Below are 13320 nucleotides of genomic sequence, written 5' to 3'. Positions count from 1 at the left end.
GGCAGGGGACGAGGAGGTGCGGATGGACACCGCTGACGCGTGGCACACCCGGCGGACCACGCTCGTCGACCAGCACAGCTACGGCGTGCTCGGCGCCGATCTCGGGCTCGGCGTCTTCGAGACGCTGCTCGCCGCCGACGCCGACGGCGCCGTACCGCGCGCCGGCACCTTCTTCGACGGCCCGGCCGGCCTCGCCCTCCGCCGCTGGTGCCCGCCCCTGCTGGGCCTCCCGGCGCACTGCCCGCCCGCGCACTACCTGGCCCGGCGCCGCGAGCTCGGCGCGTACGCCGCGACGCGGGCGCTGCTGCGCGGCAGCGGCATCGGCTGCTTCCTGCTGGACACGGACGCGCGGGCCGCGCCGGACCCGTTCCCCGACGCGCACCCGCTCACCCCGCCGCACACGCTGGCCGCCGCGGCCGGCGGCACCGCGCGGGAGTCCGTCTGCCTGGAGTCGCTGGCCCGGCAGGTGGCCGACACCTCGGGCTCCGTACGCGCCTTCCTCGCCAACACCGCGGGCGCGCTGCACGCGGCGGCGCCCGGGGCCGCCGCCTTCGCCGTCGGCGCGTACTTCCTGGAGGCCCGCGCGCCCGACGTCCGCGAGGTCGGCAGGGCGGCGGAACGCTGGCTCCGCGCCCGCGAACGCGCCCGCGCCGCACGCCGCGCGCCCCCGCTCCTGCCCGGGCAACAGGCGCACCACGGCGCGGAGCTGCGCGACGAACCCGCGCTGCTGCGCCACCTGGTGTGGAGCGCCCTGGTCACCCGCAAGCCCGTACAACTGCGCTGCCCCGCGGACCCGGCGCCCCTGGAGGGGTTCCTGGACGCGAGCCGGGGCGCCGGCGGCGACGTGGTCCTGCTGCCGCGCCGCCCGCACCACGCGAGCGCGGCGCGGCTGGCCGCGGCTTTCCCGCACACCTACGCGGACGCGGGCCCGTCACCCGAGGAGACCCTGGCGCAGGCCCCGTTCACCAAGCTGCTGTTCTCCAGCGGCACCCGCACCCTGCCCGAGCTCTACGTCGTACGGGCCCGTTCCTTCGTGCGGGGGCTCGACGCCGTCCTCGCGCGCTGGGTCGGCGAAGGCCGCTGCGGCCCGGCGGACGCGGCACGCGTCACCGAGGCCATGACGCACGGGACGGCACGGCGGCTCTACGGGCTGGACGCCGGGGTTCAGCCGGCGGCGGGCGCGGCGGGCACCGCCCGGCCGTCGTCGGACTGAGCGGCCGGGTGCGGCACGGCGGAGCCGGTTTCGTCGTCGGACGGACCGGTGCCCGTCGGCGGGAGGCCGCGTTCCCGCAGCGAGAGCAGCAGCCGCAGCACGGCCACCCACACCAGGGCCGAGCCGAGCAGGTGCAGGCCGACCAGGATCTCGGGCAGGTCCGTGAAGTACTGGACGTAGCCGATGACGCCCTGGGACATCAGCACCAGGAACAGGTCGCGCGTCCGGCGCTTCGGGCCCACCGGCGCGTCCACCGCGCGCAGCACGAACCAGAGCGCGAGGGTCAGCGCGACCACGACCCAGGCCAGCGAGGCGTGCAGCTCGGTGACGCTCTTCGGGTCGACCGGCATCCGCGGCACGTCGCTGCTGTCGCCCGCGTGCGGACCGGAACCGGTGACCACGGTGCCGACGGTGACCAGCAGCCCCGAGACCGCCACCAGCACCCACACCAGCTGCTTGATCGGCTTGCCGACCAGCGGACGCGGCTGCTCGTCGCCCTCGCGGGCGCGCAGCCAGGTCACCGTGGAGACGGTCAGCAGCGCCGTCGCGGCGAGGAAGTGACCGGCGACGGTGTACGGGTTGAGCTCGGTGAGCACCGTGATGCCGCCGATGACGCCGTTGCTCATCACCAGCCAGAACTGCGCCCAGGCCAGCCGGCTCAGCGGCCTGCGCCGGGGCTTGACCGCGCGCGAGGCGACGATCGCCCAGCCGACGGCCGCGCTCAGCACGTACGTCAGCATGCGGTTGCCGAACTCGATCGCGCCGTGGATGCCCATCTCCGAGGTGGCGACGAGGCTCTCGCTGCTGCACTTCGGCCAGGTGTCGCAGCCGAGCCCCGAGCCCGTCAGCCGCACGGCGCCGCCGGTCACGATGATGAAGACGCTCATCAGGAGCGCCGACATCGTCGCGCGGCGGAGAGTGCGCTGCGTGGGGGTCCACCGGGCCGCGATGTACGCGATGGGATTACGTACGACTTCGAGCAGTTTCGGCACGGGCACATCGTACGGGTGTGCTTGTGCGTGCTTTCACGAGGGGTTGGCCAAGCGCCGGGGCCCCGCCCGGCTCACTCCCAGCGGAAGAACCGCGCCGCCGCGCCCAGCCCGGCGGCCGCCCAGACGGCGAGGATTCCCAGGTCGGCCCAGGGCGTCCCGGCGCCGTGCTGGAGCACCTCGCGCAGCCCGTCCGAGAGGGCCGAGACGGGCAGGAACTGGAGCACCGACTGCGCCGCGCCGAACTTCTCCAGCGGCACGATCACCCCGCCGCCGACCAGCAGCAGCAGGAAGACCAGGTTCGCGGCGGCCAGCGTCGCCTCCGCCCGGAGCGTGCCCGCCATCAGCAGACCGAGCCCCGAGAAGGCGGCCGTGCCCAGCACCAGCAGCGCCAGCACGGGCAGGGCGCCGAGCGGGCCGCCCTGCGGCGACCAGCCCAGCAGCAGCGCGACGGCCGTCAGCAGCACCAGCTGGAGGACCTCGATGACGAGCACCGACAGCGTCTTCGCCGTCATCAGCCCCCAGCGGGGCAGCGGCGAGACCCCGAGCCGCTTGAGCACCCCGTACCGCCGCTCGAAGCCGGTGGAGATCGCCTGCCCGGTGAACGCCGTCGACAGCACGGCCAGCGCCAGGACGCCCGGGGCCAGGAAGTCGACGCGGGCCTCGCCGCCGCTGCCCGGCAGGTCGATGACGTCGACCGTGCTGAACAGGACGAGCAGCAGCGTCGGGATGACCACCGTCAGCAGCAGCTGCTCGCCGTTGCGCAGCAGCATCCGCGTCTCCAGCGCGGCCTGCGCGGCGATCATGCGGGGGAGCGGCGCGGCGCCAGGCCGCGGCGTGAAGTCCCCGGTGCGCGTTCCGGTGCTCATGACCGCAGCTCCTTGCCCGTGAGTTCCAGGCTGTTGTCTTCCGGGGGGCGACCCCCGTACCCCCGGTGTGGCGGTGTGGGCCCGTTCATGACCGCAGCTCCTTGCCCGTGAGTTCCAGGAAGACGTCCTCCAGCGTGCGGCGCTCGACCGAGATGCGGTCCGGCATGACGCCGTGCTGGGCGCACCAGGAGGTGACGGTGGCCAGCATCTGCGGGTCGACGGTGCCGGTCAGGCGGTAGCCGCCGGGTGCGATCTCGGCCGCGTCGGTGTCCGGCGGGAGCGCCTTCAGTAGCGAGCTGAGGTCGAGCCCGGGGCGGCCGGTGAAGCGGAGGGTGTTCTCGGCGCCGCCCCGGCACAGCGCGTCGGGGCTGCCCTGCTCGATCACCCGGCCGCCGTCCACCACGGCCACGTGGTCGGCCAGTTCCTCGGCCTCGTCCATGTAGTGCGTGGTGAGGACGACGGTGACGCCGTCGGCGCGCAGTTCGCGCACCAGGTCCCAGGTGGCCCGGCGGGCCTGCGGGTCGAGGCCCGCCGTCGGCTCGTCGAGGAAGACCAGCTCGGGGCGGCCGACCACGGCCGTCGCCAGTGCCAGCCGCTGCTGCTGGCCGCCCGACAGCCGCCGGTACGGGGTGCGCCCGCAGCTGCCCAGGCCGAGGCGCTCGACGAGGGCGGGCACGTCCAGCGGGTGCGCGTACAGCGAGGCCATGTGCCGGAGCATCTCCTCGGCCCGCGCCCCGGAGTAGACGCCTCCGCTCTGCAGCATCACGCCCACCCGCGGGCGCAGCCGCGCCGCGTCGGCGACGGGGTCGAGGCCGAGCACGCGGACGGTGCCCTCGTCCGGGCTGCGGTAGCCCTCGCAGGTCTCGATCGTGGTGGTCTTGCCCGCTCCGTTGGGTCCCAGGACGGCGGTGACCGTGTGTTCCGTGACGGTCAGATCCAGCCCGTCCACCGCGGTCTTCTCGCCGTACCGCTTCACCAGCCCCGCGACCTCGACAGCCGCTGCGTTTCGCATACCGGCGAGTCTAAGGAGCGGGGTGCGCGCGCCCCGGGGCGGGGCCGGGCCGGCCGGACGGCGAAAGCCCTCGTGAGACCCCGTGAAGGGGGCTCCGGAGCCGCTCCGGGTAAGGCTTGCCTTACGTGATGCACTGCATCAAGGCAGGTCACGGAGTGGCTTGCCGGGCCTCGCGGAATTACGCAACAATGACGTTGTGAAAAAGACGGGCACGGCAGACGAGACGCGGCAGGCGGCCACACCGGCGCCCGCCCAGGGCGTCGCGTCCAGCGCCTCCGGCGTGCCCGCCCAGCAGGACGAGCAGCAGCACGGTACGCGGAACAAGGTGGCCCGCTCCATCCTGGACCACGGCCCGTCCACCGCGGCCGAGCTGGCCTCCCGCCTGGGGCTGACCCAGGCCGCCGTCCGCCGTCACCTCGACACCCTGCTCGGCGAGGGCGTCGTCGAGCCCCGGGACAAGCGGGTCTACGGCTCGCGCGGCCGCGGCCGCCCCGCCAAGGTCTTCGCGCTCACCGACGGCGGCCGGGACGCCTTCGACCAGCACTACGACGAGCTCGCCGCGGACGCCCTGCGCTGGATCGCCCGGAGCGCCGGCGGCGGCGAGGCGGGCGAGGCCGCGGTGGCGGCCTTCGCGCGCGACCGGATCGCCGAGGCCGCCGAGCGGTACCGCGAGCGGCTGGCGGACGTACCCCCCGAGGAGCAGGCCAGGGCGCTTGCCGAGGCCCTGACGGCGGACGGGTACGCTGCCACTGCGCGCAGCGCACCCGCTTCCGCCGGCGGCCCGTCCGGGCAGAGCCCAGGGGGAGAGCAGCTCTGCCAGCACCACTGCCCGGTGGCCCACACCGCCGAGCAGTTCCCCCAACTGTGCGAGGCGGAGACGGAGTTGTTCTCCCGCCTGCTCGGGACCCACGTGCAGCGTCTCGCCACGATCGCCCACGGCGACGGGGTGTGCACGACCTTCATCCCGCGCGCGCACCCCACCAGGACCACCAGCACGAACACCGAAGCCACCAACGCATCTGCGAAAACCGCCGGGAGGAACCCCGCATGACCTCTCCTACGGAGACTGCTCACCCCGAGCTCGAGGGTCTGGGCCGGTACGAGTACGGCTGGGCCGACTCCGACGCGGCCGGAGCCTCCGCCAAGCGCGGCCTGTCCGACGACGTCGTCCGCGACATCTCGGGCAAGAAGAACGAGCCGGACTGGATGCTGAAGCTCCGCCTCAAGGGGCACAAGCTCTTCGAGAAGAAGCCCATGCCCAACTGGGGCTCGGACCTCTCCGGCATCGACTTCGACAACATCAAGTACTTCGTCCGGTCCACCGAGAAGCAGGCCCAGTCCTGGGAGGACCTGCCGGAGGACATCAAGAACACGTACGACAAGCTCGGCATCCCCGAGGCGGAGAAGCAGCGCCTCGTCGCCGGTGTCGCCGCGCAGTACGAGTCCGAGGTCGTCTACCACCAGATCCGCGAGGACCTGGAGCAGCAGGGCGTTCTCTTCCTGGACACCGACACGGCCCTGCGTGAGCACCCGGAGATCTTCCAGGAGCACTTCGGCACGGTCATCCCGCCCGGCGACAACAAGTTCGCCGCGCTGAACACCGCCGTGTGGTCCGGCGGTTCCTTCATCTACGTGCCGCCGGGCGTGCACGTCGACATCCCGCTCCAGGCCTACTTCCGGATCAACACCGAGAACATGGGCCAGTTCGAGCGGACGCTGATCATCGTCGACGAGAACGCCTACGTGCACTACGTCGAGGGCTGCACGGCGCCGATCTACAACTCGGACTCGCTGCACTCCGCCGTCGTCGAGATCATCGTGAAGAAGGGCGGCCGCTGCCGCTACACGACGATCCAGAACTGGTCGAACAACGTCTACAACCTGGTCACCAAGCGTGCCGTGGCCTACGAGGGCGCGACCATGGAGTGGGTCGACGGCAACCTCGGCTCCAAGGTCACCATGAAGTACCCGGCCGTCTACCTGATGGGCGAGCACGCCAAGGGCGAGACGCTCTCGGTCGCCTTCGCGGGCGAGGGCCAGCACCAGGACGCCGGCGCGAAGATGGTGCACATGGCGCCGCGTACGTCCTCCAACATCGTCTCCAAGTCGGTGGCGCGCAGCGGCGGCCGCACCTCCTACCGCGGTCTCATCGAGATCGGCGAGGGCGCCGAGGGCTCCAAGTCCAACGTGCTGTGCGACGCGCTGCTGGTCGACACCATCTCCCGCTCGGACACGTACCCGTACGTGGACGTCCGTGAGGACGATGTGACGATGGGCCACGAGGCGACGGTCTCCAAGGTGAGCGACGACCAGCTCTTCTACCTGATGAGCCGCGGTCTGTCGGAGGACGAGGCCATGGCGATGATCGTCCGCGGCTTCGTCGAGCCGATCGCGAAGGAGCTGCCGATGGAGTACGCGCTGGAGCTGAACCGGCTGATCGAGCTGCAGATGGAGGGCGCGGTCGGCTGACGCCGCCGCCCGTCCGCAGTCCCGCCCCGCCTCCGGGCAGCAGCGCCCGGGGGCGAGCCGAACACACTAAGGAAGCGAGCAACACGACAGCCATGGCTGAGGCTCAGAACATTCCGGTCGGTTCGAACACCACCGGATCGATCGCGGTGGCGGCTGAGTCCACCGTCGCCACCCGGATGAGCGCATCGCCCTCGTTCGACGTGGCGGACTTCCCGGTCCCCCACGGGCGCGAGGAGGAGTGGCGCTTCACTCCGCTGGAGCGGCTGAAGGGCCTGCACGACGGCTCGGCCGAGGCGTCCGGCTCGCTCAAGGCCGAGATCTCCGCGCCGGACGTCGTGACGGTCGAGACCGTCTCGCGCGAGGACGCCCGGATCGGGCGCACCGGCGCTCCGGTGGACCGGGTCGCGGCGCAGGCGTTCTCGTCCTTCGAGAAGGCGTCGGTCATCTCGGTGCCCAAGGAGGCCGTGCTGGAGGAGCCGGTGCGGGTCGGCCTGCACGGCGAGGGCGGCGTGACCTACGGGCACACCGTCTTCGACATCGGCGCCTTCGCCGAGGCCGTGATCGTCCTCGACCACACCGGTGACACGGTCCGCTCGGCCAACGTCGAGTTCGTCCTCGGCGACGGCGCGAAGGTGACCGTCGTGTCCATCCAGGACTGGGACGACACGGCCGTGCACTGCTCGCAGCACAACGCGCTCGTCGGCCGGGACGCCAGCTTCAAGTCGGTCGTCGTCACCTTCGGCGGTGACGTGGTCCGGCTCAGCCCGCGCGTCAACTACGCCGGCCCCGGCGGCGAGGCCGAGTTCTACGGTCTGTACTTCACCGACAACGGGCAGCACCAGGAGCACCGTCTCCTCGTCGACCACGACCGCCCCAACTGCCGCAGCAACGTGGCCTACAAGGGCGCGCTCCAGGGCGACGAGGCGCACGCGGTGTGGATCGGTGACGTGATCATCCGTGCCGACGCCACCGGCACCGACACCTACGAGCTGAACCGGAACCTCGTCCTCACGGACGGCGCCCGGGTCGACTCGGTGCCCAACCTGGAGATCGAGACCGGCGAGATCGTCGGCGCGGGCCACGCCTCGGCGACCGGCCGCTTCGACGACGAGCAGCTGTTCTACCTGATGGCCCGGGGTATCCCGGAGCAGGAGGCGCGCAGGCTCGTCGTGCGCGGCTTCTTCGCCGAACTGGTCCAGCAGATCGGTCTTCCGGACCTGCAGGAGCGCCTCATCGCCAAGATCGAGGCCGAGCTGGAAGCGTCCGTCGCATGAGTGGGCCGGAAGCGGTGTTCGTGCGCGTCGCGTCACTGGGCGAACTCGAGGAGGACACCCCGAAGCGGGTGGAGCTCGACGGCGTCCCGGTGGCCCTCGTCCGCACGGAGGGCGAGGTGTACGCGATCAACGACATCTGCTCGCACGCGAACGTCTCCCTCTCGGAAGGCGATGTCGAGGACTGCCAGATCGAGTGCTGGCTGCACGGCTCCAGCTTCGACCTGCGCAGCGGCAAGCCCTCCGGGCCGCCCGCGACCCGGCCCGTCCCCGTATACCCCGTAAAGATCGAAGGAGAGGGTCCGGACGCGTCCGTGCTCGTCTCCGTCACCCAGGAGTCCTGAAGCCCCCATGGCAACGCTTGAGATCAACGACCTGCACGTCTCCGTCGACACCGAGGGCGGCGCGAGCGAAATCCTGCGCGGCGTCGACCTGACCGTGAAGCAGGGTGAGACGCACGCCATCATGGGGCCGAACGGCTCCGGCAAGTCCACGCTCGCCTACTCGCTCGCGGGCCACCCCAAGTACACGATCACCGGCGGCTCCGTGAAGCTGGACGGCGAGGACGTGCTGGAGATGACCCCGGACGAGCGCGCTCGCGCCGGCGTCTTCCTCGCGATGCAGTACCCGGTCGAGGTTCCGGGTGTCTCCGTCTCCAACTTCCTGCGGACCTCCGCCACCGCCATCCGCGGCGAGGCCCCCAAGCTGCGTACCTGGGTGAAGGAGGTCAAGGAGGCCATGGAGCGCCTCAGCATCGACCCGTCCTTCGCCGAGCGGAACGTCAACGAGGGCTTCTCCGGCGGTGAGAAGAAGCGGCACGAGATCCTCCAGCTGGAGCTCCTCAAGCCGAAGATGGCGATCCTCGACGAGACCGACTCCGGTCTGGACGTCGACGCGCTGCGCGTGGTCTCCGAGGGCGTCAACCGCGTCCGCGAGTCCGGCGAGGTCGGCACCCTGCTGATCACGCACTACACGCGGATCCTCCGGTACATCAAGCCCGACCACGTCCACGTCTTCGCCAAGGGCCGGATCGCCGAGTCCGGCGGCCCCGAGCTCGCGGACAAGCTGGAGGAAGAGGGCTACGAGGAGTACGTGAAGGGCGGCGCCGCTTCGTGAGCGACGCATTCGCGGCCCCCGGGCCGCTGACCACCACGACGGCCGCGCACCCGCGGTCCGCGGACGGCGGCATCCGCCGCCTCCGCGGCCGCGGGGCGAACGGAGGGACAAGGGCATGACGCAGCTGCCGGGCCTTCTCGACACCGAGGCGATCCGCAAGGACTTCCCGATCCTGGACCGCGTGGTCCACGACGGGAAGAAGGTCGTCTACCTGGACAACGCGGCCACGTCGCAGAAGCCCACCCAGGTCCTCGACGTGCTGAACGACTACTACGAGCGGCACAACGCGAACGTCCACCGTGGGGTGCACGTCCTCGCGGAGGAGGCCACGGCGCTGTACGAGGGCGCGCGGGACAAGGTCGCGGCGTTCATCAACGCGCCGAGCCGGGACGAGGTCGTCTTCACCAAGAACGCCTCGGAGTCGCTCAACCTCGTCGCGAACATGCTGGGCTGGGCGGACGAGCCCTACCGCGTGGAGCACGACACCGAGATCGTGATCACGGAGATGGAGCACCACTCCAACATCGTGCCGTGGCAGCTGCTCTCGCAGCGCACGGGCGCGAAGCTGAAGTGGTTCGGGCTGACCGACGACGGCCGGCTCGACCTCTCCGCGGTGGACGAGGTCATCACGGAGAAGACCAAGGTCGTCTCCTTCACCCTCGTCTCCAACATCATGGGCACGGTCAACCCGGTCGAGGCGATCGTCCGGCGTGCCCAGGAGGTCGGCGCGCTCGTCGTCGTCGACGCCTCGCAGGCGGCGCCGCACGCGCCGCTGGACGTGCAGGCGCTCCAGGCAGACTTCGTGGCCTTCACCGGTCACAAGATGTGCGGCCCGACCGGCATCGGCGTGCTGTGGGGCCGGCAGGAGCTGCTGGACGACCTGCCGCCGTTCCTCGGCGGCGGCGAGATGATCGAGACGGTCTCGATGCACTCGTCGACGTACGCTCCGGCGCCGCACAAGTTCGAGGCGGGTACGCCGCCGGTCGCGCAGGCCGTCGGCCTGGGTGCCGCGGTGGACTACCTCACCTCGATCGGCATGGACCGGATCGCCCAGCACGAGCACGCGCTGACGGAGTACGCCGTCGCCAAGCTCAAGGAGATCCCCGACCTGCGGTTCATCGGCCCGACCACGGCCGAGGAGCGGGGCGCGACGATCTCCTTCACGCTCGGCGACATCCACCCGCACGACGTGGGCCAGGTGCTGGACGAGCAGGGCATCGCCGTCCGGGTCGGCCACCACTGCGCGCGGCCGGTCTGCCTGCGGTACGGAATTCCTGCGACCACGCGAGCGTCGTTCTATCTGTACTCCACGCCCGCCGAGGTCGACGCACTGGCCGAGGGGCTGGAGCACGTACGGAACTTCTTCGGCTAGAGACCGGCGACGGCCGAAGGCATGGCGACCGAGAACCCTGAGGGCTGGGACTGACACGTGAAGCTCGACTCGATGTACCAGGACGTGATCCTGGACCACTACAAGCACCCGCACGGGCGCGGCCTGCGCGAAGGCGACGCCGAGGTGCACCACGTCAACCCCACCTGCGGTGACGAGATCACCCTGCGGGTGCGGTACGACGGCAGCACCGTGAGGGACGTCAGCTACGAGGGCCAGGGCTGCTCCATCAGCCAGGCGAGCGCCTCGGTGCTGAACGAACTGCTGGTCGGCAAGGACATCGGGCGGGCCCGGGAGATCCAGGAGACGTTTCTGGAGCTCATGCAGTCCAAGGGCCAGATCGAGCCGGACGACGCCATGGAGGAGGTGCTGGAGGACGCCGTCGCGTTCGCCGGCGTCTCCAAGTACCCGGCTCGGGTGAAGTGTGCTCTGCTGAGCTGGATGGCATGGAAGGACGCAACGGCGAAGGCGTTCGGCGGGGCGGAAGCAACGGCGCAAGCGCTGGGCGAGACACAGGCGGGCGCCGACGCGGCGAAGGAGAAGACCGCATGACTGAGACCACCACGAAGCCCGCGAGCGAGGACGAGGTCCGCGAGGCCCTGTACGACGTGGTCGACCCCGAGCTGGGCATCGACGTCGTCAACCTCGGTCTGATCTACGGCGTGCACATCGACGAGGCGAACATCGCCACCATCGACATGACGCTGACCTCGGCGGCCTGCCCGCTCACGGACGTCATCGAGGACCAGGCGAAGTCCGCGACCGAGGGCATCGTCAAGGAGCTGCGGATCAACTGGGTCTGGATGCCGCCGTGGGGTCCGGACAAGATCACGGACGACGGGCGCGAGCAGCTGCGCGCGCTCGGCTTCAACGTCTGAGCACCCCGCGCCGCGCTCGCGCGGCGGGGACAACGGCCGTGCCGGGTCGGCAACACGCTGACCCGGCACGGCCGTTCGCATGCGCGGACGGCTGCTGCGCAACGGCCGCTGTGTACGACCGTACATAACCTTGTGTACGCTTGTACGCATGGTCTATCTGACGCTTGCGGGGGCGATCCTCGCCGAAGTGCTGGGCACCACCGCGATGAAGTACAGCGACGGCTTCACCCGCCTGTGGCCCTCGCTCGCCACCGTCGCCGGGTACATCGTGGCGTTCACGCTGCTCGCGCAGGCGCTCAAGAGCATGCCGGTCGGCACCGCGTACGCGATATGGGCCGGGCTCGGCACCGCGGCCGTCGCCGCCATCGGCATGGTCTTCATCGGCGAGGCGGTCACCGCGGCGAAGATCATCGGGCTGCTGCTGGTGATCTGCGGAGTCGTCGTGCTCAACCTCGGGGGCTCGCACTGATGGCCCGCCGCTACGACCCCGAGCGCCGGCAGCGGATCATCGACGCGGCCATCCGGCTCGTCGAGCTCAAGGGCATCGACGCGCTCAGCCACCGCGCCGTCGCCGCCGAGGCCGACGTGCCGCTCGGCTCCACCACGTACCACTTCGCCGGGCTCGACGACCTCCTCGTCGCCGCCCTCGAACAGGTCAACTCCGCGCCGCAGACGGCCATCGCGGGCTGGAGCGAGGAGCTGCCCGAGGACGAGCCGCTGGCCGACGCGCTCACCGGGCTGCTCCAGCGCTACGCCTCCGGCGGCCGCGGCCGCATCCGGCTGGAGTACGAGCTGTACCTCGCCGCCCTGCGCCGCCCCGCGCTCCAGCCCGTCGCCGGCACCTGGATCGACGACATGGTCGACGTCGTCGCCCGCCGCACCCCGGACCGGGCCACGGCGCGCGCCCTGACCGCCCTCGTCGACGGCCTGATGCTCCAGATGCTCCTCACCGACCGGCCCTTCGACCCGGCCGAGGTGCGCTCCGCGCTGGCCCGCGTCACGGGCGAGCCGCCGCGCACCTGAGACCGTCCCCGGCCGCGGCTCATGAGCTGAGACCGGTTCGCCTTCGCCCTCCCCGTACGGATAGCGTTCGAGGTATGACCGACGCATCCACACCCCGTACGACCGGCGCTGTCGGCGCCGGGCTCGCGACCGTCGCCTCCGACGGCACCGTTCTCGACACCTGGTTCCCCGCCCCCGAGCTCGTCGACGAGCCGGGTCCCGCAGGGACCGAGCGGCTGAGCCCCGAGCGCGCCGCCGAACTGCTGGGCCCGTCCGCGCCCAAGGCGCTCGGCGCCGACCCGGTGCGCGGCGTGGAGACGGTCGCCGTCCGCACCGTCGTCGCCTCGCTCGACGACAAGCCGGCGGACGCGCACGACGTGTACCTGCGGCTGCACCTGCTCAGCCACCGCCTGGTCCGGCCGCACGGCCAGAACCTCGACGGCATGTTCGGCCACCTCGCCAACGTCGCCTGGACCACCCGCGGTCCGGTGCAGGCCGACCGCATCGAGGAGGTCCGCCTCGCGGCCCGCGCCGAGGGCACGTACCTCAACGTCACCAGCGTGGACAAGTTCCCGCGGATGACCGACTACGTCGTGCCCAAGGGCGTCCGGCTCGCCGACGCCGACCGGGCCCGGCTCGGCGCGCACCTCGCCGAGGGCACCACCGTCATGCACGAGGGCTTCGTCAACTTCAACGCCGGCACCCTCGGCACCTCCATGGTCGAGGGCCGGGTCAGCGCGGGCGTCGTCGTCGGCGACGGCTCCGACATCGGCGGCGGCGCCTCGATCATGGGCACCCTCTCCGGCGGCGGCAAGCAGACCATCTCCATCGGTCAGCGCTGCCTGCTCGGCGCCGAGGCCGGTATCGGCATCTCCCTCGGCGACGACTGCGTCGTCGAGGCCGGGCTGTACGTCACCGCCGGTACGCGCGTGACGCTGCCCGACGGCAAGGTCGTCAAGGCGGCGGACATGTCCGGCGCCAACAACCTGCTCTTCCGCCGCAATTCGACCACCGGCACCGTCGAGGCGCTCCAGCGCACCGGCTCCTGGGGCGGTCTGAACGAGGCGCTGCACGCGCACAACTGACGGCGGCGGCCCCCGCGCCGCACCGC

15 protein-coding genes are annotated in these 13320 nt (G+C 71.6%); 12 read left to right on the top strand and 3 right to left on the bottom strand.

All coding sequences use genetic code 11. The annotated features are described in order from the left end of the window. Positions 1 to 22: 22 nt before the first annotated feature. Positions 23 to 1213, top strand: coding sequence for an amidohydrolase (locus HCC30_RS09485; protein ID WP_169441975.1), 1191 nt, complete (start codon positions 23 to 25; stop codon positions 1211 to 1213). On the opposite strand, the gene HCC30_RS09480 is transcribed toward HCC30_RS09485, so the two are convergent. The 3 genes from HCC30_RS09480 to HCC30_RS09470 all read right to left on the bottom strand — a co-directional run bounded on the left by HCC30_RS09480 (position 1165) and on the right by HCC30_RS09470 (position 4083). After that, positions 1165 to 2205, bottom strand: a complete 1041-nt coding sequence (locus HCC30_RS09480) for a COX15/CtaA family protein (RefSeq protein ID WP_169441974.1) — start codon at positions 2203 to 2205, stop codon at positions 1165 to 1167. The two genes, HCC30_RS09485 and HCC30_RS09480, sit on opposite strands and share 49 nt — an antisense overlap. A 71-nt stretch (positions 2206 to 2276) precedes the next feature. After that, complete coding sequence (locus tag HCC30_RS09475; protein ID WP_169441973.1) at positions 2277 to 3071, bottom strand: ABC transporter permease; 795 nt, start codon at positions 3069 to 3071, stop codon at positions 2277 to 2279. A gap of 85 nt (positions 3072 to 3156) precedes the next feature. Beyond that, positions 3157 to 4083 carry an ABC transporter ATP-binding protein gene (locus HCC30_RS09470; protein WP_169441972.1) on the bottom strand — a complete coding sequence of 309 codons (927 nt, stop codon included), beginning with the start codon at positions 4081 to 4083 and terminating at the stop codon, positions 3157 to 3159. Positions 4084 to 4363: 280 nt separating this feature from the next. On the opposite strand from HCC30_RS09470, the gene HCC30_RS09465 reads away from it, so the two are divergent. From HCC30_RS09465 to dapD, 11 genes are all read left to right on the top strand, one after another. Then, the gene (locus HCC30_RS09465) at positions 4364 to 5134 is read left to right on the top strand and encodes an ArsR family transcriptional regulator (RefSeq protein WP_346776580.1); all 771 of its coding nucleotides are present in this window, start codon (positions 4364 to 4366) and stop codon (positions 5132 to 5134) included. Continuing rightward, entirely contained in the window at positions 5131 to 6552 is a 1422-nt protein-coding gene (gene sufB, locus HCC30_RS09460) for a Fe-S cluster assembly protein SufB (RefSeq protein ID WP_169441970.1), read from the top strand. The genes HCC30_RS09465 and sufB overlap by 4 nt, the downstream gene beginning before the upstream one ends. Positions 6553 to 6644: 92 nt before the next feature. After that, the gene (sufD, locus tag HCC30_RS09455) at positions 6645 to 7826 is read left to right on the top strand and encodes a Fe-S cluster assembly protein SufD (protein ID WP_169441969.1); all 1182 of its coding nucleotides are present in this window, start codon (positions 6645 to 6647) and stop codon (positions 7824 to 7826) included. Then, positions 7823 to 8167, top strand: a complete 345-nt coding sequence (locus tag HCC30_RS09450) for a non-heme iron oxygenase ferredoxin subunit (protein WP_169441968.1) — start codon at positions 7823 to 7825, stop codon at positions 8165 to 8167. Before sufD ends, HCC30_RS09450 begins: the two co-directional genes overlap by 4 nt. A 7-nt stretch (positions 8168 to 8174) precedes the next feature. Then, positions 8175 to 8939 (top strand): Fe-S cluster assembly ATPase SufC, encoded by a 765-nt coding sequence (gene sufC, locus HCC30_RS09445; RefSeq protein ID WP_169441967.1) that lies wholly within the window; start codon positions 8175 to 8177, stop codon positions 8937 to 8939. Between the two features lie 115 nt (positions 8940 to 9054). Next, complete coding sequence (locus HCC30_RS09440) at positions 9055 to 10311, top strand: cysteine desulfurase (RefSeq protein ID WP_169441966.1); 1257 nt, start codon at positions 9055 to 9057, stop codon at positions 10309 to 10311. Positions 10312 to 10368: 57 nt separating this feature from the next. After that, positions 10369 to 10881 (top strand): Fe-S cluster assembly sulfur transfer protein SufU, encoded by a 513-nt coding sequence (sufU, locus tag HCC30_RS09435; RefSeq protein WP_169441965.1) that lies wholly within the window; start codon positions 10369 to 10371, stop codon positions 10879 to 10881. Continuing rightward, on the top strand, positions 10878 to 11207 hold the full coding sequence (locus HCC30_RS09430) for a metal-sulfur cluster assembly factor (RefSeq protein ID WP_169441964.1): 330 nt from the start codon (positions 10878 to 10880) through the stop codon (positions 11205 to 11207). The genes sufU and HCC30_RS09430 overlap by 4 nt, the downstream gene beginning before the upstream one ends. Before the next feature lie 148 nt (positions 11208 to 11355). Then, on the top strand, positions 11356 to 11676 hold the full coding sequence (locus tag HCC30_RS09425) for a multidrug efflux SMR transporter (RefSeq protein ID WP_169441963.1): 321 nt from the start codon (positions 11356 to 11358) through the stop codon (positions 11674 to 11676). Continuing rightward, the gene (locus HCC30_RS09420; RefSeq protein WP_206323602.1) at positions 11676 to 12230 is read left to right on the top strand and encodes a TetR family transcriptional regulator; all 555 of its coding nucleotides are present in this window, start codon (positions 11676 to 11678) and stop codon (positions 12228 to 12230) included. The genes HCC30_RS09425 and HCC30_RS09420 overlap by 1 nt, the downstream gene beginning before the upstream one ends. A gap of 74 nt (positions 12231 to 12304) precedes the next feature. Further along, positions 12305 to 13294 (top strand): 2,3,4,5-tetrahydropyridine-2,6-dicarboxylate N-succinyltransferase, encoded by a 990-nt coding sequence (dapD, locus tag HCC30_RS09415; RefSeq protein ID WP_169441962.1) that lies wholly within the window; start codon positions 12305 to 12307, stop codon positions 13292 to 13294. Positions 13295 to 13320 lie beyond the last annotated feature (26 nt).

The sequence above is a fragment of the Streptomyces sp. HNM0574 genome (genome assembly GCF_012726235.1).
Classification (GTDB): Bacteria; Actinomycetota; Actinomycetes; order Streptomycetales; family Streptomycetaceae; genus Streptomyces.
Note: the sequence above shows the minus strand (reverse complement) of the source record. Positions and strands in the feature narration are given on the sequence as shown.

What these genes read in the sequence shown, in the direction of transcription:
- HCC30_RS09485 (WP_169441975.1), top strand. Translation starts at nt 23, where the DNA reads ATGGACACCGCTGACGCGTGGCACACCCGGCGGACCACGCTCGTCGAC.
- HCC30_RS09475 (WP_169441973.1), bottom strand. Translation starts at nt 3,071, where the DNA reads ATGAGCACCGGAACGCGCACCGGGGACTTCACGCCGCGGCCTGGCGCC.
- HCC30_RS09470 (WP_169441972.1), bottom strand. Translation starts at nt 4,083, where the DNA reads ATGCGAAACGCAGCGGCTGTCGAGGTCGCGGGGCTGGTGAAGCGGTAC.
- sufB (WP_169441970.1), top strand. Translation starts at nt 5,131, where the DNA reads ATGACCTCTCCTACGGAGACTGCTCACCCCGAGCTCGAGGGTCTGGGC.
- sufD (WP_169441969.1), top strand. Translation starts at nt 6,645, where the DNA reads ATGGCTGAGGCTCAGAACATTCCGGTCGGTTCGAACACCACCGGATCG.
- HCC30_RS09450 (WP_169441968.1), top strand. Translation starts at nt 7,823, where the DNA reads ATGAGTGGGCCGGAAGCGGTGTTCGTGCGCGTCGCGTCACTGGGCGAA.
- sufC (WP_169441967.1), top strand. Translation starts at nt 8,175, where the DNA reads ATGGCAACGCTTGAGATCAACGACCTGCACGTCTCCGTCGACACCGAG.
- HCC30_RS09440 (WP_169441966.1), top strand. Translation starts at nt 9,055, where the DNA reads ATGACGCAGCTGCCGGGCCTTCTCGACACCGAGGCGATCCGCAAGGAC.
- HCC30_RS09430 (WP_169441964.1), top strand. Translation starts at nt 10,878, where the DNA reads ATGACTGAGACCACCACGAAGCCCGCGAGCGAGGACGAGGTCCGCGAG.
- HCC30_RS09425 (WP_169441963.1), top strand. Translation starts at nt 11,356, where the DNA reads ATGGTCTATCTGACGCTTGCGGGGGCGATCCTCGCCGAAGTGCTGGGC.
- HCC30_RS09420 (WP_206323602.1), top strand. Translation starts at nt 11,676, where the DNA reads ATGGCCCGCCGCTACGACCCCGAGCGCCGGCAGCGGATCATCGACGCG.
- dapD (WP_169441962.1), top strand. Translation starts at nt 12,305, where the DNA reads ATGACCGACGCATCCACACCCCGTACGACCGGCGCTGTCGGCGCCGGG.